26 protein-coding genes and 1 pseudogene are annotated in these 25,294 nt (G+C 63.5%); 11 read left to right on the top strand and 16 right to left on the bottom strand.

Annotated elements, in window-relative coordinates; all coding sequences use genetic code 11:
- Nucleotides 1-72: 72 nt before the first annotated feature.
- From ribD to ACEQXV_RS20855, 4 genes are all read right to left on the bottom strand, one after another.
- Nucleotides 73-1,182 (bottom strand): bifunctional diaminohydroxyphosphoribosylaminopyrimidine deaminase/5-amino-6-(5-phosphoribosylamino)uracil reductase RibD, encoded by a 1,110-nt coding sequence (gene ribD / locus ACEQXV_RS20870; RefSeq protein ID WP_370270793.1) that lies wholly within the window; start codon nucleotides 1,180-1,182, stop codon nucleotides 73-75.
- Nucleotides 1,183-1,185: 3 nt separating this feature from the next.
- Entirely contained in the window at nucleotides 1,186-1,653 is a 468-nt protein-coding gene (gene nrdR / locus ACEQXV_RS20865; protein ID WP_370253576.1) for a transcriptional regulator NrdR, read from the bottom strand.
- Between the two features lie 143 nt (nucleotides 1,654-1,796).
- Nucleotides 1,797-2,219, bottom strand: coding sequence for a secondary thiamine-phosphate synthase enzyme YjbQ (locus ACEQXV_RS20860; RefSeq protein WP_370253574.1), 423 nt, complete (start codon nucleotides 2,217-2,219; stop codon nucleotides 1,797-1,799).
- Between the two features lie 45 nt (nucleotides 2,220-2,264).
- Nucleotides 2,265-2,453 (bottom strand): hypothetical protein, encoded by a 189-nt coding sequence (locus ACEQXV_RS20855; RefSeq protein ID WP_370253573.1) that lies wholly within the window; start codon nucleotides 2,451-2,453, stop codon nucleotides 2,265-2,267.
- Between the two features lie 148 nt (nucleotides 2,454-2,601).
- Between ACEQXV_RS20855 and dnaG the strand changes: the two are divergent.
- The 5 genes and pseudogenes from dnaG to ACEQXV_RS20830 all read left to right on the top strand — a co-directional run bounded on the left by dnaG (nucleotide 2,602) and on the right by ACEQXV_RS20830 (nucleotide 8,154).
- Nucleotides 2,602-4,545 (top strand): annotated as a pseudogene (gene dnaG / locus ACEQXV_RS20850) (DNA primase).
- A gap of 83 nt (nucleotides 4,546-4,628) precedes the next feature.
- Entirely contained in the window at nucleotides 4,629-6,611 is a 1,983-nt protein-coding gene (rpoD, locus tag ACEQXV_RS20845; protein ID WP_370270792.1) for an RNA polymerase sigma factor RpoD, read from the top strand.
- Nucleotides 6,612-6,657: 46 nt separating this feature from the next.
- Nucleotides 6,658-7,224 (top strand): hypothetical protein, encoded by a 567-nt coding sequence (locus ACEQXV_RS20840; protein ID WP_370270791.1) that lies wholly within the window; start codon nucleotides 6,658-6,660, stop codon nucleotides 7,222-7,224.
- 356 nt (nucleotides 7,225-7,580) lie between these two features.
- Nucleotides 7,581-7,814 (top strand): RND transporter, encoded by a 234-nt coding sequence (locus tag ACEQXV_RS20835; protein WP_370270789.1) that lies wholly within the window; start codon nucleotides 7,581-7,583, stop codon nucleotides 7,812-7,814.
- 70 nt (nucleotides 7,815-7,884) lie between these two features.
- The gene (locus ACEQXV_RS20830) at nucleotides 7,885-8,154 is read left to right on the top strand and encodes an HlyU family transcriptional regulator (protein WP_370253978.1); all 270 of its coding nucleotides are present in this window, start codon (nucleotides 7,885-7,887) and stop codon (nucleotides 8,152-8,154) included.
- 91 nt (nucleotides 8,155-8,245) lie between these two features.
- On the opposite strand, the gene ACEQXV_RS20825 is transcribed toward ACEQXV_RS20830, so the two are convergent.
- From ACEQXV_RS20825 to ACEQXV_RS20795, 7 genes are all read right to left on the bottom strand, one after another.
- Nucleotides 8,246-8,800, bottom strand: a complete 555-nt coding sequence (locus ACEQXV_RS20825; RefSeq protein ID WP_370270788.1) for a sarcosine oxidase subunit gamma — start codon at nucleotides 8,798-8,800, stop codon at nucleotides 8,246-8,248.
- Entirely contained in the window at nucleotides 8,793-11,723 is a 2,931-nt protein-coding gene (locus ACEQXV_RS20820; protein ID WP_370270787.1) for a sarcosine oxidase subunit alpha family protein, read from the bottom strand. Before ACEQXV_RS20820 ends, ACEQXV_RS20825 begins: the two co-directional genes overlap by 8 nt.
- Nucleotides 11,723-11,995, bottom strand: a complete 273-nt coding sequence (locus ACEQXV_RS20815) for a sarcosine oxidase subunit delta (protein WP_370270786.1) — start codon at nucleotides 11,993-11,995, stop codon at nucleotides 11,723-11,725. The genes ACEQXV_RS20820 and ACEQXV_RS20815 overlap by 1 nt, the downstream gene beginning before the upstream one ends.
- Before the next feature lie 12 nt (nucleotides 11,996-12,007).
- Nucleotides 12,008-13,258: a sarcosine oxidase subunit beta family protein gene (locus ACEQXV_RS20810; RefSeq protein ID WP_370270784.1), complete on the bottom strand. Its 1,251-nt coding sequence runs from the start codon at nucleotides 13,256-13,258 to the stop codon at nucleotides 12,008-12,010.
- Nucleotides 13,259-13,369: 111 nt separating this feature from the next.
- Nucleotides 13,370-14,029: a TadE/TadG family type IV pilus assembly protein gene (locus ACEQXV_RS20805; protein ID WP_370253991.1), complete on the bottom strand. Its 660-nt coding sequence runs from the start codon at nucleotides 14,027-14,029 to the stop codon at nucleotides 13,370-13,372.
- 5 nt (nucleotides 14,030-14,034) lie between these two features.
- Nucleotides 14,035-14,565 (bottom strand): TadE/TadG family type IV pilus assembly protein, encoded by a 531-nt coding sequence (locus ACEQXV_RS20800; RefSeq protein ID WP_370270782.1) that lies wholly within the window; start codon nucleotides 14,563-14,565, stop codon nucleotides 14,035-14,037.
- A gap of 7 nt (nucleotides 14,566-14,572) precedes the next feature.
- Nucleotides 14,573-16,132: a pilus assembly protein TadG-related protein gene (locus ACEQXV_RS20795; RefSeq protein WP_370253993.1), complete on the bottom strand. Its 1,560-nt coding sequence runs from the start codon at nucleotides 16,130-16,132 to the stop codon at nucleotides 14,573-14,575.
- 299 nt (nucleotides 16,133-16,431) lie between these two features.
- Between ACEQXV_RS20795 and ACEQXV_RS20790 the strand changes: the two genes are divergently transcribed.
- Nucleotides 16,432-17,862, top strand: coding sequence for a Glu/Leu/Phe/Val dehydrogenase (locus tag ACEQXV_RS20790; protein ID WP_370253995.1), 1,431 nt, complete (start codon nucleotides 16,432-16,434; stop codon nucleotides 17,860-17,862).
- A 22-nt stretch (nucleotides 17,863-17,884) separates the two neighbouring features.
- On the opposite strand, the gene ACEQXV_RS20785 is transcribed toward ACEQXV_RS20790, so the two are convergent.
- Both ACEQXV_RS20785 and ACEQXV_RS20780 read right to left on the bottom strand, forming a co-directional pair.
- On the bottom strand, nucleotides 17,885-18,373 hold the full coding sequence (locus ACEQXV_RS20785; RefSeq protein ID WP_370270780.1) for a hypothetical protein: 489 nt from the start codon (nucleotides 18,371-18,373) through the stop codon (nucleotides 17,885-17,887).
- A 165-nt stretch (nucleotides 18,374-18,538) separates the two neighbouring features.
- A complete protein-coding gene (locus ACEQXV_RS20780; protein WP_370270779.1) occupies nucleotides 18,539-19,492 on the bottom strand; it encodes an NAD(P)-dependent oxidoreductase in 954 nt (317 codons plus the stop codon).
- A 168-nt stretch (nucleotides 19,493-19,660) separates the two neighbouring features.
- On the opposite strand from ACEQXV_RS20780, the gene ACEQXV_RS20775 reads away from it, so the two are divergent.
- Entirely contained in the window at nucleotides 19,661-20,572 is a 912-nt protein-coding gene (locus ACEQXV_RS20775; protein ID WP_370253998.1) for a pirin family protein, read from the top strand.
- A gap of 352 nt (nucleotides 20,573-20,924) precedes the next feature.
- Here the strand turns inward: ACEQXV_RS20775 and ACEQXV_RS20770 are convergent, their stop codons facing one another.
- Nucleotides 20,925-21,302 (bottom strand): hypothetical protein, encoded by a 378-nt coding sequence (locus ACEQXV_RS20770; RefSeq protein ID WP_370254000.1) that lies wholly within the window; start codon nucleotides 21,300-21,302, stop codon nucleotides 20,925-20,927.
- A gap of 98 nt (nucleotides 21,303-21,400) precedes the next feature.
- Here ACEQXV_RS20770 and ACEQXV_RS20765 point away from each other — a divergent pair, with 98 nt between their 5' ends.
- Nucleotides 21,401-22,162 (top strand): alpha/beta fold hydrolase, encoded by a 762-nt coding sequence (locus ACEQXV_RS20765; protein ID WP_370254001.1) that lies wholly within the window; start codon nucleotides 21,401-21,403, stop codon nucleotides 22,160-22,162.
- On the opposite strand, the gene ACEQXV_RS20760 is transcribed toward ACEQXV_RS20765, so the two are convergent.
- On the bottom strand, nucleotides 22,159-22,338 hold the full coding sequence (locus ACEQXV_RS20760; RefSeq protein ID WP_370254003.1) for a CTP synthetase: 180 nt from the start codon (nucleotides 22,336-22,338) through the stop codon (nucleotides 22,159-22,161). The two genes, ACEQXV_RS20765 and ACEQXV_RS20760, sit on opposite strands and share 4 nt — an antisense overlap.
- 130 nt (nucleotides 22,339-22,468) lie before the next feature.
- Here ACEQXV_RS20760 and ACEQXV_RS20755 point away from each other — a divergent pair, with 130 nt between their 5' ends.
- Nucleotides 22,469-22,747 carry a hypothetical protein gene (locus ACEQXV_RS20755; RefSeq protein ID WP_370270778.1) on the top strand — a complete coding sequence of 93 codons (279 nt, stop codon included), beginning with the start codon at nucleotides 22,469-22,471 and terminating at the stop codon, nucleotides 22,745-22,747.
- Between the two features lie 915 nt (nucleotides 22,748-23,662).
- Here the strand turns inward: ACEQXV_RS20755 and ACEQXV_RS20750 are convergent.
- Nucleotides 23,663-23,845: a CTP synthetase gene (locus ACEQXV_RS20750; protein ID WP_370254005.1), complete on the bottom strand. Its 183-nt coding sequence runs from the start codon at nucleotides 23,843-23,845 to the stop codon at nucleotides 23,663-23,665.
- 177 nt (nucleotides 23,846-24,022) lie between these two features.
- Between ACEQXV_RS20750 and ACEQXV_RS20745 the strand changes: the two genes are divergently transcribed.
- Both ACEQXV_RS20745 and ACEQXV_RS20740 read left to right on the top strand, forming a co-directional pair.
- A complete protein-coding gene (locus ACEQXV_RS20745; RefSeq protein WP_370251258.1) occupies nucleotides 24,023-24,538 on the top strand; it encodes a DUF488 family protein in 516 nt (171 codons plus the stop codon).
- Between the two features lie 205 nt (nucleotides 24,539-24,743).
- A complete protein-coding gene (locus ACEQXV_RS20740) occupies nucleotides 24,744-25,241 on the top strand; it encodes a hypothetical protein (protein WP_370251257.1) in 498 nt (165 codons plus the stop codon).
- The last annotated feature ends 53 nt before the right edge of the window (nucleotides 25,242-25,294 follow it).

Raw genomic sequence — 25,294 nt, 5'->3', positions numbered from 1 at the left:
GGACATTTTCCGCGGCGGAAAATGCTGGGGGCGCTGCCCCCGTCGCCTGGCGGCGACTCCCCCGGGGTATTGTCACAAAGAAGAAGCGGGGCGCGTCCATTCGTGCAGGATATCCGCCCCGACCGGGCGCGTGCTGCGCAGCTGGAAACGGGGGGCTTCGGACAGTTCTGCAAGCCCCATGGCCCCGATCGCGGGCTGCCCCTCGGCACCGATCACGAGACCCGCGGAAAAGCCGACGAGATCGTCGACGAGATCGGCCGACAGAAGCGAGGCGGCAAGTGCGCCGCCGCCTTCGCAGAACACCGAGGTGAGCCCCTCGCGGCCAAGCGCCTGAAGGGCGGCGACAAGATCGACCTGGCCGCCCGGACCCGTGGGAACGGCAAGAAGCCGGGCGCCTAGACCCTGCCAGGCCGTTTGGACACCCTGTTCCGCGCCCTCGCCATGCAGGATCCAGAGCGGCAGCTCGCGCGCGCTTCGCGCAAGTGCGCCGTCGCGTGGCAGGTCGAGATGGCGCGAGACCACGACGCGCACCGGCTGATGACGGGCACCAAGCCCGCGCACGGTGAGCGCAGGGTCATCAGCGCGCGCGGTGCCCGCCCCCACCATGACCGCGTCATGGCGCATGCGCATCGCATGCACGACGCGGCGCGCGTCTGGCCCGGTGATCCACTGGCTTTCGCCGGTGGCCGTGGCGATGCGCCCGTCGAAGGAATTGGCGAGCTTGAGCGTGAGCGACGGTCGGCCCCGTTGGACCCGGCTGAGAAACCCGCGATGCGCCCGCCGCGCATCCTCTTCCAGGATCGGACCGGTCACGGCGATCCCTGCCGCGCGCAGCCGGGACATGCCGCTCCCATCGGTGCGCGGATCGGGGTCGCGCAGGCCGATCACCACCCGCGCCACCGAGGCGCGCACCAGCGCATCCGCGCAGGGCGGGGTCTGACCGTGATGGGCGCAAGGCTCCAGCGAGACATAGGCGGTGGCCCCGTGCGCCGCTTCGCCCGCCTGCGCCAGCGCTTCGGTTTCCGCATGCGGACGGCCGCCGGGCTGGGTCCAGCCCCGGCCAAGGACGCGGCCCTGCTTGACGATGACACAGCCCACGGCGGGGTTGGGCCAGACCCGGCCCGCCCCGCGCGCGCCAAGCGACAGCGCAAGGCGCATCCAGCGGGCGTCGTCCTGGGTCATGGGTCAGCCTTCGGGGGTGGTGGGCGGCCTCAGCTCGGCCACGAAATCCTCGAAATCATCGGCCGCCTGGAAATTCTTGTAGACGCTGGCGAAGCGCACATAGGCCACGGTGTCGATCCGGGCCAGCGCCTCCATCACGATCTCGCCGATGGTCTTGGAGGGGATGTCGGTTTCGCCCATGCTCTCCAGCCGCCGCACGATGCCCGAGATCATCTGGTCGATGCGTTCGGGCTCGACGGGGCGCTTCTGCATCGAGATGCGGATCGAGCGTTCCAGCTTGTCGCGGTCGAAATCCTCGCGCTTGCCGTTGGTCTTGATCACCACGAGGTCGCGCAGCTGCACGCGCTCATAGGTGGTAAAGCGTCCGCCACAGGCCGGGCAAAAACGCCGCCGCCGGATCGCAACATGGTCCTCGGCCGGGCGCGAGTCCTTCACCTGGGTATCGACATTTCCGCAAAATGGGCACCGCATGGGCCAGTCCCCCTCTCTCGTTCTGCTCTGCCTTTGGGGTCTGTCGCCCCAGTTATCCACAGGCACTATAGGCGAGCCGCGAGTCCTTGGGTAGAGGAGATTTGCCACCCCTAGATGATGGGCCTGCCGGGGTGGCCTTCAGGTCAGCCTTGCAGGAACTTCAGCGCCACCTCGCGGCGGTGCGGCCGGTCGCGGTGTTCCATCAGGTAAATCCCCTGCCAGGTGCCCAGGGCCATGCGCCCGCCGGTGACCGGGATCGACAGGGACACCGGCAGAAGCGCCGCCTTGATATGGGCGGGCATGTCGTCGGGCCCTTCATAGGTATGGGTCAGGTAGGCCATCGACGGATCGCTGGTGGGCGGCACCAGCCGCCCGAAGAAGGCCGTCAGGTCCGCCTGCACCTCGGGGTCGGCATTTTCCTGGATCAGGATCGAGGCCGAGGTGTGACGCACCATCAGCGTCAGCAAACCCTCCTCGGCGCCGATCCCGGTCAGCCAGCCCGCGGCCTCGCGGGTGAATTCGTAAAGCCCCGGCCCCCGGGTCGCGATCTCGATCTGGTGCAGCATGAAGGGCAGAATGCCCCTGCCCGCCCGCCGCGTCGAGCGCAAAGCTCAGTCGAAGCTGGAATGCTGGCCGATCACATCCGCGTTGAGGGTGGAATTGACCGCGTTGGTGGGCGTCTGCGCCGCCACGGACAGAAGCCCGATCATGGCAACGGACAGGCCGCTCAGCACGGCGGTCAGCAAGGTCCAGTCAACGGTCACGGATCCGGCTTCGGACGAAAGGAAAGTGGCAAACATCTTGCGTTCCTTCAAAGAAACGCCCCCTGGGCGCCTCATTTGAACCTCATTCCGGGCAGAATGCGGGCGCAATTGTGGCAAAATTGAGAAAAAGCCGCCCCGCCGGGACCGCTGGACAAGCCCTCGCGGCGGGCGGATACTCGCGCCCATGAGTCTGCCCCCCGGTTTCCTCGACGAATTGCGCACGCGCACATCCCTTTCGCAGGTGGTGGGCCGAAAGGTCATGTGGGACCAGCGCAAGTCGAACCAGGCCAAGGGCGACATGTGGGCGCCCTGCCCCTTCCACCAGGAAAAGACCGCCAGTTTCCACGTCGATGATCGCAAGGGCTTCTATTACTGCTTCGGCTGTCACGAGAAGGGCGATGCGCTCAGCTTCATCCAGGCCACGGAAAACGTAGGCTTCATGGAGGCCGTCGAAATCCTCGCGCGCGAAGCGGGGATGACCATGCCCGCCCGTGACCCGCGCGCGCAGGAGAAGGCCGATCGCCGGACGGAACTGGCCAAGGTGACCGAGGCCGCCGTGGGGTGGTTCCGGATGCAGCTGAATTCCGGCGCGGGGGCCGATGCGCGCGCCTATATCGACCGGCGCGGGCTGGACCAGGCCGCGCTTGACCGCTTCGAGATCGGCTATGCGCCCAATGCCCGGCAAGGGGCCTTCCAGGCACTCAAGGACAAGGGCTTTGACCCCGAGTTGATCGTCGCCGCCGGGATCGCAACCAAACCCGACGATGGCGGCGCGCCCTATGACGCCTTCCGCGACCGCATCACCTTCCCGATCCGCGACCCGCGCGGGCGCTGCATCGGCTTCGGCGGGCGCGCGATGGACCCGAACGCGCGGGCGAAATACCTCAACAGCCGGGAAACCGAGCTCTTCGACAAGGGCCGGGCGCTCTACAATCACGGCCCCGCGCGTGAGGCGGCGGGCAAGGGCCAGCGGCTGATCGTGGCCGAGGGCTACATGGACGTGATCGCGCTGTCGCAGGCCGGGTTCGGGGCCGCCGTGGCCCCGCTTGGCACCGCGATCACCGAGACGCAGCTTCAACTTCTGTGGCGCATCTCGGACGAACCCATCGTGGCACTCGATGGCGACAAGGCGGGCATCCGTGCTGCCATGCGCCTGATCGACCTCGCCCTGCCGGTGCTGGAGGCGGGCAAGTCGCTGCGCTTCGTGCTGCTGCCCGAGGGCCAGGACCCCGACGACCTGATCAAGGCGCGTGGACCGGGCGCGATGCAGGATCTGCTCGATCGCGCCGAGCCGCTGGTCACGCTGCTGTGGCAGCGCGAAACCGAGGGCAGGGTCTTCGACAGCCCCGAACGGCGCGCCGCGCTCGACAAGGCGCTGCGACAGGCCGTGGGCCAGATCAAGGACCCCTCGCTGCGTCGCCACTATGGCGATGTGCTCAATGACATGCGCTTCCAGCTGTTCCGCGGCAACCGCCGGGGCGGCAATGGCCAGGGTGCAGGCGGGGGCGGCTGGCGTCCGGGGCGCGGCGCGCCCGCGGCCACGCCGATGGCAGCCACCCGCGCCACGCCGCTGGCGGCGGGTGCCATGTCCGATATCGACATGCGCACGGCGCTGATCCTGGCCACGCTCTGCGGAACGCCCTCGATGATCGACGAGTTCGAACACGCGCTGGAACGGCTCTAGCCCGCCGACCCCGATCAGGCCCGCCTGGCAGGCTTCCTGCTTGGCACCACCGAGCGCGACCCCGAGGCGCTGCGCGCGGCACTGGCGCGGGCAAATTTGTCCGAGACCCTTGAAAAGCTCCTGTCACTTGGCCACGTGCGTATCGCGCCCTGTGTGCGCGCGCCCGGCGATACCGAGAAAGCGGCCCAATGCCTGGCCGAGGAATTTGCCAAACTCGCTGCGCGGCGCGGCATCCAGGACGAGATGGCAGAGGCGCTGATGGATCTCGAAAGCTCCGATCAAGCACGGCTCAACTGGCGCCTCAATTCCGCCTTGAGGGCGCGACAGCAAGCCGACACGCCCAAGGCCGCCGGTGCCACCGACGCCACGGAAGACAGCGAGGAAGCCAGATCTGCCTTCCGAGAGGTGTTGGCAAAGGCGGAAGCAAGTAAGAAAACCCGCTAGCCGGGTGTGCGAATCAGTGATTCGCGCTAAGACATGTTTTCAACGCGAGGGGCGAATCACCTCGCCCGCGAAGGGGATACCGAATGGCCAAAGATACCGACGATCGCAAATCCGACGGCGAAGAGGCCGAAATCAGCCTCGACATGAGCCAGACCGCCGTCAAGAAGATGATCGCCGAGGCCCGCACGCGTGGCTACATCACCTACGATCAGCTCAACACCGTGCTGCCGCCCGACCAGGTCAGCTCCGAGCAGATCGAAGACGTGATGTCGATGCTCTCGGAAATGGGAATCAACGTCATCGAGGACGAGGAAGCCGAGGAAGACGGCGACGCACAGGGTTCGACCGCCGTCGTGGAAACCTCCAGCTCGCGCGAAGTCGCGGTCTCGACCACCGAAACCGAGAAGCTCGACCGCACCGACGACCCGGTGCGCATGTATCTGCGCGAAATGGGCTCGGTCGAACTTCTGTCGCGCGAAGGCGAGATCGCCATCGCCAAGCGCATCGAGGCTGGCCGCAACACCATGATCGCGGGGCTTTGCGAAAGCCCCCTGACCTTCCAGGCCATCACCATCTGGCGTGACGAACTTCTGGAAGAAGAGATCCTCCTGCGCGACGTGATCGACCTCGACGCCACCTTCGGCCGGTCGCTGGAAGGCGACGACGAGGAAGAAGTCGTGGGCACGGTCGATACCGATGCCGCCCCCGCCGAGAAGAAGGAAAAAGAGCAAGAGCTCGACGCCGACGGCAACCCGATCGCCTCCGATGACGACGAGGATGATGACGAACAGGCCAATATGAGCCTCGCGGCCATGGAAGCGGCGCTCAAGCCCCGCGTGCTGGAAACGCTCGACCGCATCGCCGCCGATTACGCCATGCTGTCCGACATGCAGGACCTGCGGATCTCGGCCACGCTGAACGAGGATTCCAGCTTTTCCGCCAAGGAAGAAGCCGAATACCAGAAGCTGCGCAGCGAGATCGTCGAACTGGTGAACGAACTGCACCTGCACAACAACCGGATCGAGGCACTGATCGACCAGCTCTACGGCATCAACCGCCGTGTCATGTCGATCGACTCGGGCATGGTGAAACTGGCCGACCAGGCGCGCATCAACCGCCGCGAATTCATCGAGGAATACCGCGGCTACGAGCTTGACCCGACCTGGATCGACCGGATGTCGGACAAGTCGGGCCGGGGCTGGCAGGCGCTGCTGGAACGCTCGCGCGACAAGGTCGAGGAACTGCGCGCCGACATGGCCCAGGTCGGCACCTATGTCGGTCTCGACATCTCGGAATTCCGCCGCATCGTGCAGCAGGTCCAGAAGGGTGAGAAAGAGGCCCGCCAGGCCAAGAAGGAAATGGTCGAGGCCAACCTGCGCCTCGTGATTTCCATCGCCAAGAAATACACCAACCGCGGCCTGCAATTCCTCGACCTCATCCAGGAAGGCAATATCGGCCTGATGAAGGCGGTCGATAAGTTCGAATACCGCCGCGGCTACAAGTTCTCGACCTACGCGACGTGGTGGATCCGCCAGGCGATCACCCGCTCGATCGCCGACCAGGCCCGCACCATCCGCATCCCGGTGCACATGATCGAGACGATCAACAAGCTGGTGCGCACCGGCCGCCAGATGCTGCACGAGATCGGCCGCGAACCGACGCCGGAAGAACTGGCAGAAAAGCTTCAAATGCCGCTCGAAAAGGTTCGCAAGGTGATGAAGATCGCCAAGGAACCGATTTCGCTGGAAACGCCGATCGGCGACGAGGAAGACAGCCAGCTTGGCGATTTCATCGAGGACAAGAACGCCGTTCTGCCGCTCGACAGCGCCATCCAGGAAAACCTCAAGGAAACCACGACCCGCGTTCTGGCCTCCCTCACGCCGCGCGAAGAACGTGTGCTGAGCATGCGCTTCGGCATCGGCATGAACACCGACCACACGCTCGAGGAAGTGGGCCAGCAGTTCAGCGTGACCCGCGAACGCATCCGCCAGATCGAGGCGAAGGCGCTCAGGAAGCTGAAGCATCCGAGCCGCAGCCGAAAACTGCGGAGTTTCCTCGATCAGTGATTAGGAAGGGCGCCCTGCGGGGCGCCTTTTTTCAGGAAGGATCTTGATGAAGACGATCACATTCGATTGGAACTGTGTAATTTCGTTCGAGAACCAAGAGGATCAGGCGACTTCCGTCGAGCAGTTGATCAACCTTCATCGTAAGAAGATGGTCGAAGTTGCAATCACAACGGTGTCAGCGTCTGAGACGTTGAAAGGCAGCAAGGAATTTCCTGCTTCTGCCAATTTCTTCAACCAACGACTCGAAAATCTTGGATGGAGTGATTTGCCTCTGGTTCTCGGCCCCGCCGTTGTCGGTTTGACCTATATTGGCATGTGCAAAATCGTGGGCGAAAACTTTTCATGTGAGCGAGACGCAATTTGGGAAATAATTGGTGGATCGACACCAAGAAGCCTTCCAGCGTCGCTGAGCGACGCTGATCTCCACTCGGCATACTATAAGAATTGGCGGAATGTATGGTGCGACGTCCATACGTTGTGGGCGCATATTGATTCTGGTCGGGATGTGTTCATTGCGTCGAACAAACGAGACTTTCAAAACAAAATGACTCAGTTGCGGGAGTTGGGCCTTAAAGAGGTGAAAACACCTAAGGAAATGGTGGCAAGCTTGTAGCAAGCCATAGATTGGACAGTCCTGCCCCTAAACCAACCGCCATCTCCGACGCGCGCGGGGGCGATCTGAACTCCGGATTGTGGCACTTTATCTCTCAACCCCCGCAGACCCTTTAAGCACAGCGCCCAGCCTCACCAAATCGCCTCCGCGTGGGGGCGCGTCGGCGATGGCGCGGCGGCTTCGCCTTGATTCCGCGCTGGCCGAAGACCGCCATCCTGTCACGCCCTTTCATGTTGTTATCTGTCGACACCTGTCCGGCGACGACGCCAAGTCCCCGCCTTTGCCTGTATGACAATCCCATGGACATCCCCTACCCGGCCTGTTTCACTCCGCCCGATCCACGCAGGAGCCCGCCCATGTCCCATCTCAAGCGCCTTCTCGACGGGCTCCCCCTGGGCCTTCTGCTTCTGGCCAGCCTCACGCTCGGCCTCGCGCCGTTCACGCCAGAACCCCATGTCTGGGAAAAGCTCCAGATGCTGGCGGCGGGCACGCTGTCCCGGCCCATCGACATCTTCGACCTCGCCCTGCACGGTGCGCCCTGGGTCCTGCTGATCCTCAAGCTGGTGCTGCGCCCCCGCAGCGGGGACTGACAGCCGCCCCCCGGTGGACATCCCCCGCCGCCTTTGCTTCACTCGCCCCGCAACAGGTCAGGAGCGCGCCATGTCCCTTTTCAAGAAACTCTTCGGCGGGTCCGACGCCCCAAAGGGGCCAGAGCCCGTCACCTACAAGGGCTTCACCATCCACCCCGAGCCGATGAAGGAGCCCGACGGCTACCGGTTGGCCGCGCGGGTCGAGAAAGAGATCGGGGGCGAGGTCAAAAGCCACCACCTGATCCGCGCCGATGTGCTGCACACGGCCGACCAGGCCGCCGAGGCTGCCGTGGGCAAGGCCAAGTCCATGATCGACCAGATGGGCGACCGGATCTTCTGATCCGGGCCCCGAAACGCCGTTTCGTCTGCACGGAGGGTGTACGGGGGGTGCACAGGGGGTGCACGCATGGCGCCCCCCTGTTTTCGGGTCCTCAGACCAGTGCCTTGCGCGCTGCCACCGCCTTCATCGCGACGTCGAATTCATGCAGCGCCGTGCGCGCCATCGAGCGGAACACGAGGATGTCGAAGGCGTCATTGGCCGTCTTCACGAAGATCGCGTTCATATGGCCCAGAAGGCTGCGCGCCGCATGTCCGCGCTTGAAGACGCCCGGGTTCAGGTCGAGCGGAGTGAGCCGCGCCAGGACGTCCTCAACCCCTTGACCTTCCAGGCGAAAAACCGTCCAGGCGTCGCTTTGATCGGTCATGGCGGCATGCTGCGCCAGCGATGGATCGAGCGCCGCGCCGATCACCATCGCCTGCCCGGCCCCGGTCCAGACCACGCGGGCGCCCTCGCGCCCCGTGCTCCGGTTCGGCCCCGGCATCGCGGCCCCGACCAGCGCCTTCAGCGCCTCGGAGGCGGCGGTCTTCTGGCCCGCGTAGGGCATCACCGACGTGATCGCGCCGGGCACCAGCTCCGTCAAGGACAAACCATTGATTTCCATCGGCAAAAGCCCTTCGACAGGGGATTTTTCCACCAGCTTAACCACGCAGTTTCTCCCCTTCCGGATCGTGGAAGACGGGGCTGCAAATCTCTACCGTCGTTTCCACCTTGCGCACATGATCGACCATCTTCACGACCTCGCCCAACCGGTTCGGCCCATCGGCCAGGAACCCAAGCCCGATGAAATGGCCCAACGTGGGCGAGAAGCCGACCGAGGTCACGTATCCCTGGTCGTTTTGCCGTGTCGGCTCCCGGTCCGCATCGTAAAGGCGTGCGCCAGCGGTCAGCTGCTTCACAGCCCCCACGGGCTTGAGCCCCACAAGCTGCGGGCGCGCCGGGTCAACCAGCCCTTCGCGGCTGGCCGCGACCTTGCCGATGCAGTCCTTCTTGGCCGAGATCATCCGCCCCATACCGAGGTCGAAGGCCGTGATCCGCCCGTCGATTTCCGAATGGGTGATGAAGCCCTTCTCGATCCGCATGACATTGAGCGCCTCCATCCCGTAGGCGCCGCCACCAAGCGTCTCGGCCTGCGTCACCAATTGCCGGTAGAGCGCATCGCCATAGCGCGACGGGACCGCGATTTCATAGGCATGTTCACCGGAGAAGGAGATGCGGAATAGCCGCCCCTTCACCCCCATGACGCTGACCTCGCCGCAGCCCATGTAGGGGAAGCTCTCATTGTCGATCGGGGCATCCAGCAACCCGTTCAGCAGATCGCGCGACTTGGGGCCGACGACACTGAACTGCGCCCATTGCTCGGTCACTGAAATGAAGCGGACGTTCATGTCGGGCCGCAGGCATTGCTGAACGAAATCAAGGTGTTTCATCACCTCGCCCGCCGCTGCGGTGGTGGTGGTCATGACGTAATGGCTCTCGCCCAACCGCGCGGTTGTGCCGTCATCCATGACATGCCCGTCTTCCCGCAGCATCAGGCCGTAACGGACACGCCCCACCTTCAGGGTCGAGAACATGTTGGTATAGACGAGATCCAGAAACGCGCCCGCCTCGGGCCCCTGGATGTCGATCTTGCCAAGGGTGGACACGTCGCAGACGCCCACGGCGGCGCGGGTCATGTCGACCTCTCGGTCGCAGGCCTGCCGCCAGGTCGTTTCACCGGCGCGCGGGAAGTAGCTGGGGCGATACCACAGCCCCGCCGGGATCATCGGCGCGCCGCGTTCGATGCTGGCGTCGTGGCTGGTGGTGAAGCGCTCGGGCGCGAAGCCCTTGCCCTGCGCACCGGCCCCCATGGCCGCGATCGACACCGGCACGAAAGGCGGGCGATAGGTCGTGGTCCCGGTTTCCGGAATCGCACGGCCCGTGGCATCGGCCAGGATCGCGAGCGCCCCGATATTGGAATTCTTGCCCTGATCCGGCGCCATGCCCTGCGTGGTGTAGCGCTTCATGTGTTCGACCGAGGTGAAGGCTTCCTGAGCGGCCAGCTTGATGTCCTTCGAGGTCACGTCATTGGCGAAGTCGAGCCAGGCCCGGCCCTTGCCCGGGACAAGCCAGAGCGGCTTCGACCCGCCCACGGCGTCGCTCGCCTGCGGTATCTCCACCTCGGGCAGTTTGCCACCAAGCGCAGTCAGCGCCTTTTTCGCGGCCTCCACGCCCTCGGCCAGACAGCCCGCCGTCGAATAGGTGCCCTGGCAGGCCCCCGCCGGGATCAGCCCCGGCACCGCGTCGGGGGCAGGCACGAAGCCCGCGATTTCCTCGTTCCAGACAGGCCGCCCGTTCATGTGGCAGGTCAGGTGCAGGGTCGGGTTCCAGCCACCGGACATGGCAAGGCAATCGGTGGCGATCTTCTGCTCGGCCCCATTGTGGCGGATGGTGATTTCCGACAGCGCCTTGCGGCCCTTCGTGGTGATCACCTCGGCCCCGGCGTAAAGCGGGTAGTCGCCCTGCGCCTTCGCATCGGGACGGCTGTCGATGACGCCTGCAATCTCGATGCCGCTGCCCATGAGGTCCAGCGCGGTGCGGTGCGCATCGTCATTGGTGGCAAAGAGCGTCACCTTGCGCCCCGCCGCCACGCCGTAGCGATGCAGGTAGCTGCGCACGGCGCTGGCCATCATGATGCCGGGGCGGTCGTTCATCGGGAAGGCCAGCGGCCGTTCCAGCGCACCTGCCGCCAGAACCGCCTGCCGCGCATTGATGCGCCAGAAGCATTCCTTGGGCAGCTCGGCGGGGCCATTTACGTGCAGACCCACCCGTTCCAGCGCGCCGTAGGTGCCCTGGTCATAGGCCCCCGTCACCGTGGTGCGGGACATGAGCCGCACCCGGCCCGTGTCGCGCAGCGCGTCGAGCATCGTGGCCACCCAGTCCGCTCCGGGCTGGCCGTCAATCTCTTCGTCCTCGGACAAGAGCCGACCGCCAAAGGCGTCGCTTTCCTCGGCAAGGATCACATCCGCCCCGCCAAGCGCCGCCGTCAGCGCCGCCATCAGCCCGGTGGGGCCCGAACCGATCACGAGGATATCGCAATGGGCGAAGGCTTTCTCGTAGTGATCGGGGTTGTGCTTGCCCGACAGCGCGCCAAGGCCCGCCGCGCGGCGAATGACCGGCTCATAGAGCTTTTCCCAAAAGGCGCGCGGCCACATGAAGGTCTTGTAATAGAACCCGGCGCTCAGGAAATTCGGGAAGAGATCGTTGACCGAAAGAAGGTCCCAGGCCAGCGGACCCATGTGGTTCTGGCTGTGGGCGTCGAGCCCGTCGTAGATTTCCTGCACCGTGGCGCGAACGTTCGGCACCTGTGCCGCGCCGCGCCCGATCTCGACCAGGGCATTGGGCTCTTCCGAGCCCGCGGTCAGAATACCGCGCGGGCGGTGATACTTGAACGACCGGCCCACCAGCCTGACGCCCGACGCGAGCAGCGCCGAGGCGAGCGTGTCGCCCTTGAAGCCGGTATATCCCTGCCCGTCGAAGCTGAATGTCACCGGGGTCGACACATCGACCCGGCCTTTACCCTCGATCCGCATCAGGCGTTCCCCCGCTTGGCGTCAGCGGCAAGCTCAACGCGCAGGATGTCATGGGTGGTGGTGTCGCGCTCGACCACGAGCCAGCTGGTGCATCCCGCGTGGTGATACCACAGGTCGCGGGTCACGCCCGCGGGGTTGTCGCGCAGGTGCAGGTAATTGTCCCAGGCGGGGCTCCATGCGTCGTCCGAGGGGCGGTCGAGATAGGTCTCATGGCCCTTGTTGGTGAATTCGCGGCTGTCGCGGTCCCCGCAGATGGGGCATTTGATACGCATCGTCTGTGTCCCTCAGTGCAGGTTGTGTTGGCTTCCCTTGGACTCTTCGTCCATGATCCGGCCCGTGTTGAACCGGTCCAGCCGGTGGCGCGTTGCCGCCTCATGCGGGCGGTCGGTAGCAATGAGATGCGCATAGCAATGGCCCGAGGCGGGCGTTGCTTTGAAGCCGCCATAGCACCAACCCGCATTGACGTAGAGCCCGTCGATATGGGTCTTGTCGATAATGGGCGAGCCGTCCGAGGACATGTCCATGATCCCGCCCCAACTGCGCAGCATCTTGGCCTTGCCGATCATCGGCATCAGGGTCATCCCCGCCTCCAGTACATGTTCCGCCGTGGGCAGGTTCCCGCGCGCGGCGTAGCTGGCGTAAAAGTCGATATCACCGCCGAACACCAGCCCGCCCTTGTCGGACTGGCTGATGTAGAAATGGCCCATGCCGTAAGTGATTACGTTGTCGATCACGGGCTTCAGCCCCTCGGTCACGAAGGCCTGCAACACTGTGCTTTCAATAGGCAGGCGCATGCCCGCCATCGCCGCCACCTGACCCGAGCGGCCCGCAGCGCACATGGCGACCTTCTTGGCGCGGATCGCGCCGCGCGTGGTCTGCACGCCCGTGACCTTGCCGTTTTCGACATCGATCCCCGTCACCTCGCATTTCTGGATGAGATCGACGCCCCGCTGATCGGCCCCGCGCGCGAAGCCCCAGGCCACGGCATCGTGGCGCGCGGTGCCCCCGCGCGGGTGGTAAAGGCCGCCGAAAATGGGGAACCGGGTCTGTTCGTAGTCGAGGAAGGGCATCAGCTGGCGGCAGCCGTCGCGATCCAGAAGGATCGCATCGTCGCCCTGGCTCATCATCATGTTGCCGCGCCTTGCATAGGCATCGCGCTGACCGTCGGAATGGAAGAGGTTCACGATGCCGCGCTGGCTGTGCATCACGTTATAGTTGAGATCGGCCTCCAGCCCTTCCCACAGCTTCAGGGAATGGGAATAAAACTGGGAATTGCCCTCCAACCCGTAATTGGCGCGCACGATGGTGGTGTTGCGGCCCACGTTGCCACCGCCGAGGTACCCCTTTTCCAGCACCGCGATATTGGTCAGCCCGTGTTCCTTGGCCAGGTAATAGGCCGTGGCAAGCCCATGTCCGCCGCCGCCGATGATGACCACGTCATATTCCGCCTTGGGCGCGGGATCGCGCCAGGCTGGCGTCCAGCCCCGATTGCCCGACAGGCCCTGTTTGATGACCTGCCAACCCGAATAGCGCATGACCTCTCCTTGCCCGGCCGGAAGTGCTTCGGAGGAGAGTTTAGACAGGCTCCCGCGGAAAGGAAACGCAAGGCCACGACACGGAACGGTCAGATATCGACGTGATTGGTGTCAGACGGGGTCGACGTCCCAGTCAGGGTCATGCGCGGGGTCGGCGCCGCCTTCTTCTGTGACATAGTAGAACCCATCCTGGCCCGTCGGCGTTCCGTTGTTCGAATAGACATAGGAATTGCCCATATCGGCGTTGAACGGCACCTGGCCGGCAAAGCGCGGGCGGGTGATGGTGAAGTTCACGAATTCCTGGTCGGCCAGCCCGGCACTGAAGGCAGGGCGATGCGGCAGGAAGGTTTCCACCAGCAGCATCCGGTCGCCAAACGCCATGATCGGAATGCGGTCGATGAAATTCGGGAAGTCGCTGGCGCGGATATAGGTCAGCCCATCCGTGCCATGCGACCAGTCGATCCTGTAACCGCCCTGCTGGCGGGTGATCTGGGTCACACGCAGGGCCGAGCCAGCCGTGTTGCGGGTCAGGAACTGGAACACGTCCGCCAGTCCCTCGATGTCGGAGCTGGCAATCTCGCTGGTGCGCCGCGACAGCACGTCGGCCACCGCGTAGGTCGCCTTGATCGACGTGTTGTAGACGCGGAACGCGTCGAAGAAGACGAAGCTGGCCACAAACACCCAGGCCAGGATCGGGGTCACGATCACGGCTTCCAGCGCGACCGAGGCGCCTTCGTCTTTCCAGAAACGTCTGAGGGATCGGCTCATCATCGCGCTTACTCCGGCTCGTTCACGAAGATGGTGGCCGCCGTCAGGTGGATGGCGCCGGTATCGTCGCGGGTCAGGTCGAGGCCGAGGCCCGAAATGGGAAGGATGCGATCCACCAGCGCGCAGACCCGCACCAGCATCAACTCGTTCTGCGCGCCCGGCGTGAATTCATTGGCCGGGTTCACGACGCCCGAGCGGTCCACGCAAAGCGTGTGGTAATCGGGCAGGTTGTAGGTGTCCTGGTCGATGACCCGCAGGTCCAGCAACAGTGCCTCGTTGCAGTTCAGCAGCACCGGCGAGTTCTCGCAGATGTTTTCGCGGATGGCGTCGTGGGTCACGGACAGGCCCGAGGTCAGCCGCAGATGGCGCACGGCGCTATCAAGCGAGCGTTCCATGATCACCTGTCGTGTCAGCAGCATCGCGGTCTCGAAGGCCGCGACGAAGATGATGATGATGATGGGGAACACGATAACGAATTCCACCGTCGCTGTGCCATCCTCGGTGCGGAGGAAGCGGGATATCGCGGAAAAGCCCCACATGCCGCACCTACTGGATCAGCCGAAGCTGGTTGATCGACGCCGCGATCGAGGCGAAGGCTTCGGAGATTTCGAGCCCTTCCGCATCATAGTAGTTCGCGGGCGTCGTGGCGCAGTGCTGCATCACGGCCTCGCCCCGGCTCGGGGCCTCGAAGGCGATGGTGAAGACGATGATCCCGGCATCATTCGCGGCATCGCAGATATTGCGCAGGTTGGCGTCGGCCTGGCTCGACCCGGCATAGGTCTCGATCGAATAGTAGCGCAGCTGGCGATAGTAGTCCCAGTCGCCGGCATAATAGTAGTATTCGCCCGCCAGCATCCGCGCCGAATAGGTTGCCCAAAGCTCTGGCCACGGGATCGCCACGGCGTCGCTGCCGCCGTAGGGCTGCGAATTGTAGCTGCCGTTATGGTGGTAGTAGTAGAGGTCATAGCGCGGCAGATAGGCCGAGGTGCGGCCCGTATCGGGGTCGCGGAACACGGTCGAGGGGCCGCGTTTGAACTGCTGCACGACATCGACCTGGCTGGTGTTTTCCCCATCCGTCATCAGGATGATGATCTTGAGCACCTCGTCTTCCTCGTAGGAATAGGGCCGCCCTTCGAAGGCTTCATCCACCTCGCCCGCATCGATCAGGTCGCTGAGTGCGGGCTGCGCGGCAGGGTCCAGCAGACCAACAGCCCACCGCATCCCCAGGTCGATGGCGGTATTGCCGTTGGCATGGAGGCTGTTGACCAGCGCGTGCAGCGCGTCCGCATCGTTCGACCACGGCAGGATCGCTGCGTAGTTGTCCGTTGTGCAATGCGGCGTGCGGAAGGTGCGGTACCTGCTTCTGTTGCGATAGTCGAAATGCGCGATCCGTTCGATCGCCTCGTCGGGGTCGATCGCGGTGGAATTGTAGTCCGCGGGATCGAAGCGGGTGCAGTTCGATTCATCGTGCTCATCGGACAGGGTGAAGACACTGGCAAGCGTCGTGCCCGCGTTGACCTGGCTGTGGTAGGGGATGACCGAGATCGAGACCTGGTCTTCTTCGTCGTTCAGCGCCAGAACCGTGTCGATGAATTCATTGGCCGCGTTGCGCATGTTGTGGATCTTGTTGTTCCAGCCCATCGAACCGGAAATATCGAGCACCATGGAAATCTCGATATCCATGATCCGCTCTTCGGCCGAGCCGCGTGCGGGCGAGGTCAGCGCGTAGACCCCGAACATGTTCATGAAATAGGATTGCAGGTCCATCTCGGCATAGGCCGACACTCGCCGGAAGTTCAGACCTTCCTCGACATCCACGTTCAGGCGGTAATGTTCCAGCCCGGAGGTGGCGAAATAGTCGATCACCACCGCTTCGGGGTCTACCTGCTGGTTCAGCGCCGCCGCGGCCAGAACGGCGCGATCGAGCGTGTATTGCAGCTGCGTGCGCTGCGTCTCATAGCGCATCACGTCGATGGCGATCCCGCCAGCGGCCAGCATCAGGATGAACATCATCAGGGCGAAGATCGTGACCGTGCCGTTTTCATCACGCAGAAAGCCCGAGCCACGCGGCTTCGTGACATGGCCATTGGCGCTATCGGCGGTCATTCTGAACATGGCTTCCTGCCCTTGGATGCAGATGCGAGTCGCAGGTCGGCGCAATCCGACCCATGCTCTCTTTCGTTGAGAAGAACGGCAGAAATTGGGCGGAAGGAGGAAAGAAAAGGGATGTTTTTGCCCTGTGAACAATCAGTTTTTAACCAAATCGAAAGTGCTGAAAAAGAAACTGGGTGTTTCAACGGGCGGTTGTCTTGCGCCCTCGTGCCAGCTGTGTTCCGCTCAAAAAATGGGCAGTTTGTAAACATGTGAAGGACTGCCCGGTGGAACGCGCAAGGAGGAAAACCGCGATGTCCGCAACTGGTGAGCCGAGTTTCCGTCAGTCAGTCGACCTGATGTTCAACCGCGCAGCGGCGCTGATGGACCTGCCGCCCGGACTGGAAGAAAAGATCCGTGTCTGCAACGCGACCTACACCGTGCGCTTCGGTGTGCGCCTGCGGGGCGAAATCCGGACCTTTACCGGCTATCGCTCGGTCCATTCGGAACATTTCGAACCGGCCAAGGGCGGCATTCGCTATGCGCCCAACGTGAACCAGGACGAGGTCGAGGCGCTGGCCGCGCTGATGACTTACAAATGCGCCCTGGTCGAGGCCCCATTTGGCGGCTCGAAGGGTGGGCTGTGCATCGACCCGCGTCAATACGAGGAACATGAGCTGGAACAGATCACGCGCCGCTTCGCCTACGAGCTGATCAAGCGCGACATGATCAACCCCGCCCAGAACGTGCCTGCGCCCGACATGGGCACGGGCGAGCGGGAAATGGCCATCATCGCCGACCAGTTTGCCCGGATGAACACGACCGACATCAACGCCAAGGCCTGCGTGACCGGCAAACCCCCCCATGCGGGTGGTATCCGGGGCCGGGTCGAGGCCACAGGACGCGGGGTGCAATACGCGTTGCAGGAATTCTTCCGCCACGCAGACGACATGGCCGCAGCCGGGCTGACCGGCACGCTGGAAGGCAAGCGGATCATCGTCCAGGGCCTGGGCAACGTCGGCTATCACGCGGCGCAGTTCCTCTCGACCGAGGACGGCGCCCTGATCACCCATGTGATCGAGCGCGATGGCGTGATCTCGAACCCCAAGGGGCTCAACATCAATGCAGTGCGCGACTGGATCGCGGCCCATGGCGGCGTGAAGGGCTGCCCGGAGGGCACCTATAACGAGGAGGGGCTGAAGGCGCTGGAGGAGGAGTGCGATATCCTGATCCCCGCCGCGATCGAGGGCGTGATCAACATGCACAACGCCGCCGCGATCAAGGCGCCGCTCATCATCGAGGCCGCCAATGGCCCGGTGACGGCCGGGGCCGACGAGATCCTGCGCCACAAGGGCACCGTGATCATCCCCGATCTCTATGCCAATGCGGGCGGGGTGACCGTGTCATACTTCGAGTGGGTCAAGAACCTCAGCCATATCCGCTTCGGCCGCATGCAGCGCCGCCAGGAAGAGGCGCGTCACCTGTTGATCGTGAACGAGCTGGAACGCCTGTCGAAGGATACCGGGATCGGCTGGCAGCTGACGCCCAATTTCAAGGAAAAGTACCTGCGCGGGGCGGATGAGCTGGAGCTTGTGCGCTCTGGCCTCGATGACACGATGCGCGATGCCTACCAGTCGATGCGCGAGGTCTGGCACAGCCGCAACGACGTGACCGACCTACGCACCGCGGGCTTCATGGTCGCCATCGGACGGGTCGCTGCAAGCTACCGGGCAAAGGGCCTGTAAAAAAGTCGCGCGGGGGGCTCGCTCAGAGCTCTCCGCGCTTCTGCGCAATGCGGATCGAAATCAGGTCCGCCACCGCCTTGGACTGCGCGCCCGAGGTCACGCCCCCGACCATCACCATGCGTCCCCGCCGCCACCAAAGCCCAGGGGCATAGACGGCCGAACGCCTCTCGGTCAGGGACAGGCGAAAGCCCGCGGCAGGCTTGAAGGCAAAGAAGCCCCGGTCGACCTTGGTGATTTCGTCGATCCGGGCCAACACACGCCCCCCCTCTTCACGCAACTCCTCGCGCGTCAGCTCCAGCACCACACCAGAGGCGCGCCAGAGCGTCCAGGACAGCCACAGGCTGCCAAGGCCGATGGCCAGAAGGAAAATGGCAAAGCCGATGTCACTTGGCGGGTGGGTCGCGGCGATCCACACGAGAAGCGCGCCAAGCACGCCCAGAGATCCCGTGGCAAAGACACGTCGCGGGCCATTCGGGGTGATGCGTTCGAGCACTTCGTCCTGATCGGTCATCTGCGGCCTCGGGCTTGCGTTTGCGGGCTTAGAGCATGGGGCGGGACAAAAGGCCAGTGCCCTGCGGCCCGGGTCGGGAGGTTTCGCCGCGCCCCTGGCCCTGCGACCCGCGCGATCCGTCGCGGATCGCGGTCCATTTTCCGTTGCGGAAAATGCCCCCGGCGCTCAGACCTCGCGCCGCACCTCGTAGCCCGGCTCTTCCGGTTCATCATCCACCATCTCGGCCGGGAAGCCCGGATAGCGGATATCAAGGCCCGTTGCCTCTTCGAGCCGCCTGATGATGTTGGGCGACAGCTCCCGCTCGCCAAAGCGTGCGATGCCGTCCTTGAAGATCTGGATCATCAGGGGGTTCATCTCGAGCGGCACATTCGCGCGGTCCGCCACTTCCTGGAACAGCCCGATATCCTTCAGCACGAGGTCCATTGTGAAGGAAATGTCGCGGGACCCGTTGAGGATCACCTGGCTTTCGGTCTCGTGCACGAAGCTGGTGCCCGACGAAATCCGGATCGCCTCGTAGCTGACGCCCAGGTCCATGCCCGCGGCCTTCGCAACCGTCAGTGCCTCGCAGCAGGTCAGCAGGTTCGCCGTGGCCAGGAAGTTGGTAATCACTTTCAGAACCGAGGCCGAGCCGATCGGCCCGGTATGCAACACGCGACGGCCCATCGTCGTCAGCAGCGGCAGGATCCGGTCGAAGGTCTCGCGGTCACAGCCCGCGAAGATCGAGATGTTCCCTGTATCGGCCCGGTGACAGCCGCCCGACACAGGGCAATCCACCGCAGCACCCCCCTTCGCGACCACCATCGCACCGAGCCGTTTCACCTCGGCCTCGTCGGTGGTGCTCATCTCCATCCAGATCTTGCCCGGCCCCATGGCCTCCAGCAGCCCGTCGGGCCCTTCGACCACGCGGGCCGAGATGGAGGGGTGCGGCAGGCAGGTGATGACCGCGTCGCAGTCGCGCAGCATCTGCGCGGGGCTTTCGCCCACCTTGGCGCCGCGCGCGGCGAACTCGGCCACCTTGGCCTCGTCGAGATCGCGGATCGTGACATCCACCCCATTGCGCAGGAGCGATCCAGCCAGTTTCGAGCCGACATTCCCCAATCCGATAAAGCCCACTTTCATGTTCTGTCTCCCTGCTGGCTTTGCGCCACCCTTTCAGCGACCCCGGGGGCCTGTCTTTCCCGAAACCGACCCCTGCAATGCCGCACAGGACCCGTTTGCGCGCCCGCAATTGCCCAAGCCCCCTGCCCGCCCTACCTTGTGGTGCGAACAGGACCCGAGGAGAATCCTATGTCCATCCGACCCGTTACCGAAACCCGCATGGCGCGTCCGACGATGGAAGGCGCCGGCGTCAAGCTGCACCGCGCCTTCGGCTTCCAGGACCCGACCGAGCTCGACCCCTTCCTGCTGTTCGACGATTTTCGCGGCGAACATCCGGCCGACTACATGCGCGGCTTCCCCTGGCACCCGCATCGTGGGATCGAAACCATCACCTATGTTCTGGCCGGCACCGTGGAACATGGCGACTCGCTCGGCAATACCGGTCGGCTCGGCGCGGGCGACGTGCAGTGGATGACCGCAGGGTCAGGCATCCTGCACCAGGAAATGCCCTTCGGAAACGCCAAGGGGCAGATGCACGGGTTCCAGCTGTGGGGCAACCTGCCCTCGTCGCTCAAGATGACCGCGCCGCGCTACCAGGACGTGCAGGGCAAGGATATTCCCGAGATCATCGACGATGACGGCACCCGCGTGAAGGTGATCGTGGGCGAATTCTGGGGCAAGACCGGCCCGGTCGATGGCATCGCCGCCGATCCCCAGTATCTCGATGTCTACGTGCCTGCGGGCGTCAGGAAGACCTTCAAGATCGACACCTACCGCCGGGCCTTCGCCTATGTCTTCGAAGGCGCGGCCGCCTTTGCCGATGCCTCGCAGCCCGAGGGCGTTCTGCTTGAAAAAGAGGTGATGGGTCAGGAAGTCAACATGCGTGACCTGTCGGGCAACCGCACGCTCATTCGCTTCGGCACCGGCGACGAGGTGACCCTGCAGGCCGGCCCCGAGGGGGTGCGCTTCCTGTTGATTTCCGGCGCCCCGATCGAAGAGCCGGTGGCCTGGCACGGGCCCATCGTGATGAACACGCAGGCCGAGATCCAGCAGGCGATGCGCGACCTGAGGAACGGAACCTTCCTCGCCCCGCAGCATTAGAAACGAAAAAGGCCCCGGTCAGTGCCGGGGCCTTTCCCTAGATCGCTCGTCTCAGACGAAGGTCATCATGATGGCCGGTGCGGCAACCATGCCCCCGATGATGATCGCCAGCGACAGTCCCAAACCTTTGAACATGGTGTCTCCTTTTCTTGTCCTGTTCGTGTTCGCGCAACCGGGGGACTTAGAGTGAGACACCGCAGAAAGAATGCGTCCCCCCGTCGCAGCAGGGCCGCGGGCCGGGGGGACGAACGCCAGTCGGGTCCTCCGTGGCAACGCGCCCCAAGGAGGGCTTCCCCCTTGCGGAGAAGCTTGACGAGGGGCGCTCCTGTCCCCGGGACCGCCCTGAACCGGGTCAGATAAGGTCGCGCCAGGCCAAAACGGCAATGACCAGGGCTGCCGCAACGGCAACGCGAAAGGCGAGATCCGCAAACAGGTAGGCGCGCGCCCGCGCCCGGCTGGCTTGCGGGTCCAGGCGGCCCAGGTAGGCTTCGATCCGGCGCGCGGCCCGGCGCACGGCATCGCCATCGGTCACGCGCGCAAGACGCGGGTTGGGCGCGCGGTCCAGAGCTGACAGGATCACCTGGCCCTCGGCCCGGATCGCGCGCGGCAGGCGGCGCCCGGCCTTGGCCAGCGCCCGGGGAAAACTGTCGGCACGCACACCCAACTGATCGCGCATCAACGCGGTCAATCGGTCTGCCGTCACTGTCAGTTCATTGGGGTCAACACCCATCACGCGCACCTCCACTCATCCGGGGCGAGCCTAGCGCCCCGCATGGCCGCGCTCAACGGGCACTGGCATGGCTGCGAGGAATGGGCTAACCCGGCGTCATGCTGACGACCTATCTCACCGGTGCCCCTACCGACCGCCCGCCGCTTCTGATCGTGCATGGCCTTTTCGGCTCGGCACGCAACTGGAACGTGATCGCAAAGCGCCTGTCAGACGAGTGCCAGGTTATCTCGGTCGATATGCGCAACCACGGGGAAAGCCCGTTCTTTCCGACCCACACCTACGCGGACATGGCCGCCGACCTGGCCGAGGTAATCGAGGCCAATGGCGGGCGCGCCGATGTGCTGGGGCATTCCATGGGCGGCAAGGCGTCGATGATGCTGGCCCTCACGCGACCCGAACTGGTCAACCGTCTCGTGGTGGCCGACATCGCCCCGGTCGCCTATGGCCATAGCCAGAGCCACCTGATCGCGGCCATGCGCGCGGTTGATCTCGACCAGGTCGAGACGCGGCGCGATGCCGATGCGCAGCTTGCCCCCCTCGTGCCCGAAGACGGCGTGCGGGCCTTCCTCCTGCAATCGCTCGACGTGAAGGGGCGGCGCTGGCGGCTCAACCACGATGTGCTGGATCGCGACATGGGCAACGCCACCGGCTGGCCCGAGGCGGTCTCGGGCCAGTTCGATGGTCCGGTCATGATGCTTTACGGCGCGGATTCCGACTACGTCCGCCCCGAGCACCGTCCGCTGATCAAGGCCCTCTTCCCCCGCGCGCGCTTTGCCAAGATCACGGGCGCGGGCCATTGGCTGCATGCCGACAAGCCGAGGGAATTCGAGGGTGCGGTGCGGGCGTTCCTCAACGCCTAAAGCGCTCGGATCTTCGCTGCCGCGACCCAGGCCACGGGCAGCGCCACCCCGGCACCGATTGCCGCGGCAATCATGATCTCGCGCGCGCCATCATATCCTGCGGCGAGAGCTGCGGTAATGACACCCCCGGCCAGCGCGGTGCCGGCCATGATGAAGATCAGAAGAAACAGTCGCATTGGTGAACTCCGAATGGGTCGGGCGCGCTTCCTTGGCGCAAGGGAGCATCCCCTCCCTGCCCTGTCCTTGATTCAGGTCAGAACCGGACCTTTTTCGATGTGGGATTATTGGCGATGAGGAGGACCCACAATGATCACCCTGGACGACATCGAGGACATCACCGATCTGACCCGCGCCGAGATCGACGCGATTGGTGAGCACGAGGCCCTGCCGCCCCTGAACGCGGCTGCGCTTGCCGATCGGCTGATGCACATCCACCACGGGCCGCAAAAGGTGCAGCAGATGATCTGCGAAGATATCTGCGCCGCCCTGCATCGCGATGACCTGCCCCATGCGCGAGAGCTCTACGTGGTGCTTCACCGCTTCCTCAACGACCACCCGGGGGCGGCAGAGGGCGTCCCGCGCTGAAACCACGCGCCACATCTGGTGGGATTATGCCACAGTTCCCCGCGATCTTGTGGCCAATGCGAGATATGGTTGATCCCTCGCATCCACCCAAGTAGTCAAAGGGCACAGGTGCTTTAGACGCGGTAATGCATCACTGACGGCGGGGTTCGGTTGCGCAGGCAGACGGACCCCGTTTTCGTCCGGGGCCGCCCTTGGCCAGTCAGGAAGAAAAAAGAAAGAAGGCGCCAGGTGCTTAGACGCGGTCTTCGCATCGTGCCTTGCGGCACACCCTGACGCCTTCCATGGTCCGTTGCTTTCCCGAAGGTCCACCCGGTCCCTTGCAGCGAAACCGAAGCCTCGCCACATGCCTCCATCCCGAGGGATTTCGGCGCCCGGCACGTCCGAAAACGCCGCCGGAAACCACCTCTCTGCCCGAGGGCTTCGAGCTGGCCGCACCGACCCGGACATCCCAGCCATCCAGTCGCGACCCGAAGGTCACACCCGAATTTCCGCTGCGATCCCAGACAGTTACGAACATTCCGGATCCTATGGCCGTCCTGCCGCATCCGTCCCGTGGGGCCTTTGCGTCCCGCCCTGGTTCCGAAGAACCCTTGCGATGTAATTAGGGTCACCCAAAGGCTGCGATGGCTCAAGAAAATAGCAGTGCAGCATGAAAATTTCCTGTGGACAGGCTGTGGGCATCCTTGGGGAAAACGGGGGGACGGGGGCGGAAAAATCCTGCGCTTGGGCGGGGTTGCGAAAGGGCGGCGCGGCGGCGGGCGGACCAGCCCGATTTCTGCGCCTGCGAGGGGCATTTTCTGCGCTGCTTCGGGGCAAGGGGGCCGCGACTCACCCCCGAAAACAGGGGGGGCGCCCTGCGTACACCCCCCGTACACCCCCTGTGCACCCCCCGTGCAGACGGAATCGGATTCGGCGCTACCGCCCGGTCATGGCGCGCTCCACCGCCCGCGCCACCGGAAAGGCGATCAGGAAGCCCGCAACGACCGCGCCCGCGATCGGCCCCGCGCCGACGACCCCGGCGACCAGCAGGATCACGAGGAACACGCCCGCAAGGGTGGCTCCGATGAAGAGGTGGAGGAGGAGGAGAAGGGTGGACATGGGGGATGTCCTAGCCGGTGGGGCGGCGGGGGGCTTTGATTTGGGTCAGGGTGAACGACAGACTGGAAAGGTGAAAAGCGGAGAAGTTGCATGTTGGCCGCAGTTCAGCTTTACGCATCCTCGTGGGTGTTGCGTTCATGTATTGTGTTCGATTCACTGCACTAAGTGAGGTTGCACATGAACAAGCTTTTTACAATTGGCTACGAAGGTTCTGATGTTGATCGTCTTGTCGAGACGCTCGTAAACCTTAATGTGGAAGTGCTGGCAGATGTTCGCGAACTGCCTCTTTCTCGAAAGAAAGGACTATCAAAACGTGGTCTATCTGAGAGACTTGGCGAAGCGGGTATAGAATACATCCACTTTCGAGAACTTGGCGATCCAAAACCCGGACGGGATGCAGCCAAATCTGGGAACCACTTTCTATTTGAGAAGATTTTTTTGGCTCACCTTGCAAAGGTTCCTGCCCAAAAGGGTTTAGACAGGCTCCTAAAGCTTGCGTCGCAGCATTTAACTTGCATGATGTGTTTTGAGCGATGTGCAGACCAATGTCACCGCTCATACATAGCAGATGAAGCGTCAGCAAATGGCTTTGAAGTCTTCAACTTAGTAGCTGACAGACCAGAAAAGTACCTCGGTAATGATTTTTCAATCCCGCGTCACAATCCTCGTAAAAGCATCGCCGCAGCCGAGTAAGACTCATAATGAAACTGTCTGTTGCGCAGGACTTGAGGCCGATGGAAAGTGGAAACGGCTTTTTCCAATTCGCTTTCGAAGACTAAGCGGAGACAAAGCGTTCAGTAGATGGGACACTGTAGACTTCAAGTATAGCCAGCCAACGCAGGATACTAGACCGGAAAGTTGCCGTGTCCATGAGGACTCCATTTCGATCCCTGGCAGAGTGAGTAACCCAACAGAAAAGAGTTCTCTTGTTCAACGTGCAATTGTGCCATCAGAGCGGTATGCCATAGAGCAAGGTGCGTCATTGGCACTTATTCGCCCGCGCAATGTTTCAATGACTTGGAAGCGACTTTCACAAAATGAAATTGATAGCGATCGTCAAAAATTTCGAGCACAAGCTGCTCAGTTGTCTCTTCTAGATGAAGAAATCGCAGCCTACGAACCTTGCCCGTATAAGATTTCAATGTTTTATGAAGACGAAGGTGGGCGACACAAGAAAACTTGCGCCGACTGGGAAACCTCAGCGACGTTTTTCAAACGCCGCCATGATCTTGGTGAAGAAGGCGTCCTAGAGCATCTAAGGCACACTTATTGCGATCAATACGTGGAAAAGGGGTTGGTTTTCGCACTTGGCAACATGGCGAGACGACCCCAGACATGGCAACTCCTCGGGATCTTCCCAGTCCCAGAGGCCACCCAAGGTGATCTCTTCAATTAGGCTACAAGCATGCAGGACAGGGAGTATATGTAACACAAAGCAAGCGCAGGGTG

This window comes from Nioella sp., from assembly GCF_964229645.1.
Classification (GTDB): Bacteria; Pseudomonadota; Alphaproteobacteria; order Rhodobacterales; family Rhodobacteraceae; genus Nioella.
This window is presented reverse-complemented; position numbering and strand designations above follow the sequence as displayed.

Excerpts from the sequence above, each read along its gene's own strand:
- ribD (WP_370270793.1), bottom strand. The coding sequence starts at position 1,182 with ATGACCCAGGACGACGCCCGCTGGATGCGCCTTGCGCTGTCGCTTGGC.
- nrdR (WP_370253576.1), bottom strand. The coding sequence starts at position 1,653 with ATGCGGTGCCCATTTTGCGGAAATGTCGATACCCAGGTGAAGGACTCG.
- ACEQXV_RS20860 (WP_370253574.1), bottom strand. The coding sequence starts at position 2,219 with ATGCTGCACCAGATCGAGATCGCGACCCGGGGGCCGGGGCTTTACGAA.
- ACEQXV_RS20855 (WP_370253573.1), bottom strand. The coding sequence starts at position 2,453 with ATGTTTGCCACTTTCCTTTCGTCCGAAGCCGGATCCGTGACCGTTGAC.
- rpoD (WP_370270792.1), top strand. The coding sequence starts at position 4,629 with ATGGCCAAAGATACCGACGATCGCAAATCCGACGGCGAAGAGGCCGAA.
- ACEQXV_RS20840 (WP_370270791.1), top strand. The coding sequence starts at position 6,658 with ATGAAGACGATCACATTCGATTGGAACTGTGTAATTTCGTTCGAGAAC.
- ACEQXV_RS20835 (WP_370270789.1), top strand. The coding sequence starts at position 7,581 with ATGTCCCATCTCAAGCGCCTTCTCGACGGGCTCCCCCTGGGCCTTCTG.
- ACEQXV_RS20830 (WP_370253978.1), top strand. The coding sequence starts at position 7,885 with ATGTCCCTTTTCAAGAAACTCTTCGGCGGGTCCGACGCCCCAAAGGGG.
- ACEQXV_RS20820 (WP_370270787.1), bottom strand. The coding sequence starts at position 11,723 with ATGCGGATCGAGGGTAAAGGCCGGGTCGATGTGTCGACCCCGGTGACA.
- ACEQXV_RS20815 (WP_370270786.1), bottom strand. The coding sequence starts at position 11,995 with ATGCGTATCAAATGCCCCATCTGCGGGGACCGCGACAGCCGCGAATTC.
- ACEQXV_RS20810 (WP_370270784.1), bottom strand. The coding sequence starts at position 13,258 with ATGCGCTATTCGGGTTGGCAGGTCATCAAACAGGGCCTGTCGGGCAAT.
- ACEQXV_RS20805 (WP_370253991.1), bottom strand. The coding sequence starts at position 14,029 with ATGATGAGCCGATCCCTCAGACGTTTCTGGAAAGACGAAGGCGCCTCG.
- ACEQXV_RS20800 (WP_370270782.1), bottom strand. The coding sequence starts at position 14,565 with ATGTGGGGCTTTTCCGCGATATCCCGCTTCCTCCGCACCGAGGATGGC.
- ACEQXV_RS20795 (WP_370253993.1), bottom strand. The coding sequence starts at position 16,132 with ATGACCGCCGATAGCGCCAATGGCCATGTCACGAAGCCGCGTGGCTCG.
- ACEQXV_RS20790 (WP_370253995.1), top strand. The coding sequence starts at position 16,432 with ATGTCCGCAACTGGTGAGCCGAGTTTCCGTCAGTCAGTCGACCTGATG.
- ACEQXV_RS20785 (WP_370270780.1), bottom strand. The coding sequence starts at position 18,373 with ATGACCGATCAGGACGAAGTGCTCGAACGCATCACCCCGAATGGCCCG.
- ACEQXV_RS20780 (WP_370270779.1), bottom strand. The coding sequence starts at position 19,492 with ATGAAAGTGGGCTTTATCGGATTGGGGAATGTCGGCTCGAAACTGGCT.
- ACEQXV_RS20775 (WP_370253998.1), top strand. The coding sequence starts at position 19,661 with ATGTCCATCCGACCCGTTACCGAAACCCGCATGGCGCGTCCGACGATG.
- ACEQXV_RS20770 (WP_370254000.1), bottom strand. The coding sequence starts at position 21,302 with ATGGGTGTTGACCCCAATGAACTGACAGTGACGGCAGACCGATTGACC.
- ACEQXV_RS20765 (WP_370254001.1), top strand. The coding sequence starts at position 21,401 with ATGCTGACGACCTATCTCACCGGTGCCCCTACCGACCGCCCGCCGCTT.
- ACEQXV_RS20760 (WP_370254003.1), bottom strand. The coding sequence starts at position 22,338 with ATGCGACTGTTTCTTCTGATCTTCATCATGGCCGGCACCGCGCTGGCC.
- ACEQXV_RS20755 (WP_370270778.1), top strand. The coding sequence starts at position 22,469 with ATGATCACCCTGGACGACATCGAGGACATCACCGATCTGACCCGCGCC.
- ACEQXV_RS20750 (WP_370254005.1), bottom strand. The coding sequence starts at position 23,845 with ATGTCCACCCTTCTCCTCCTCCTCCACCTCTTCATCGGAGCCACCCTT.
- ACEQXV_RS20745 (WP_370251258.1), top strand. The coding sequence starts at position 24,023 with ATGAACAAGCTTTTTACAATTGGCTACGAAGGTTCTGATGTTGATCGT.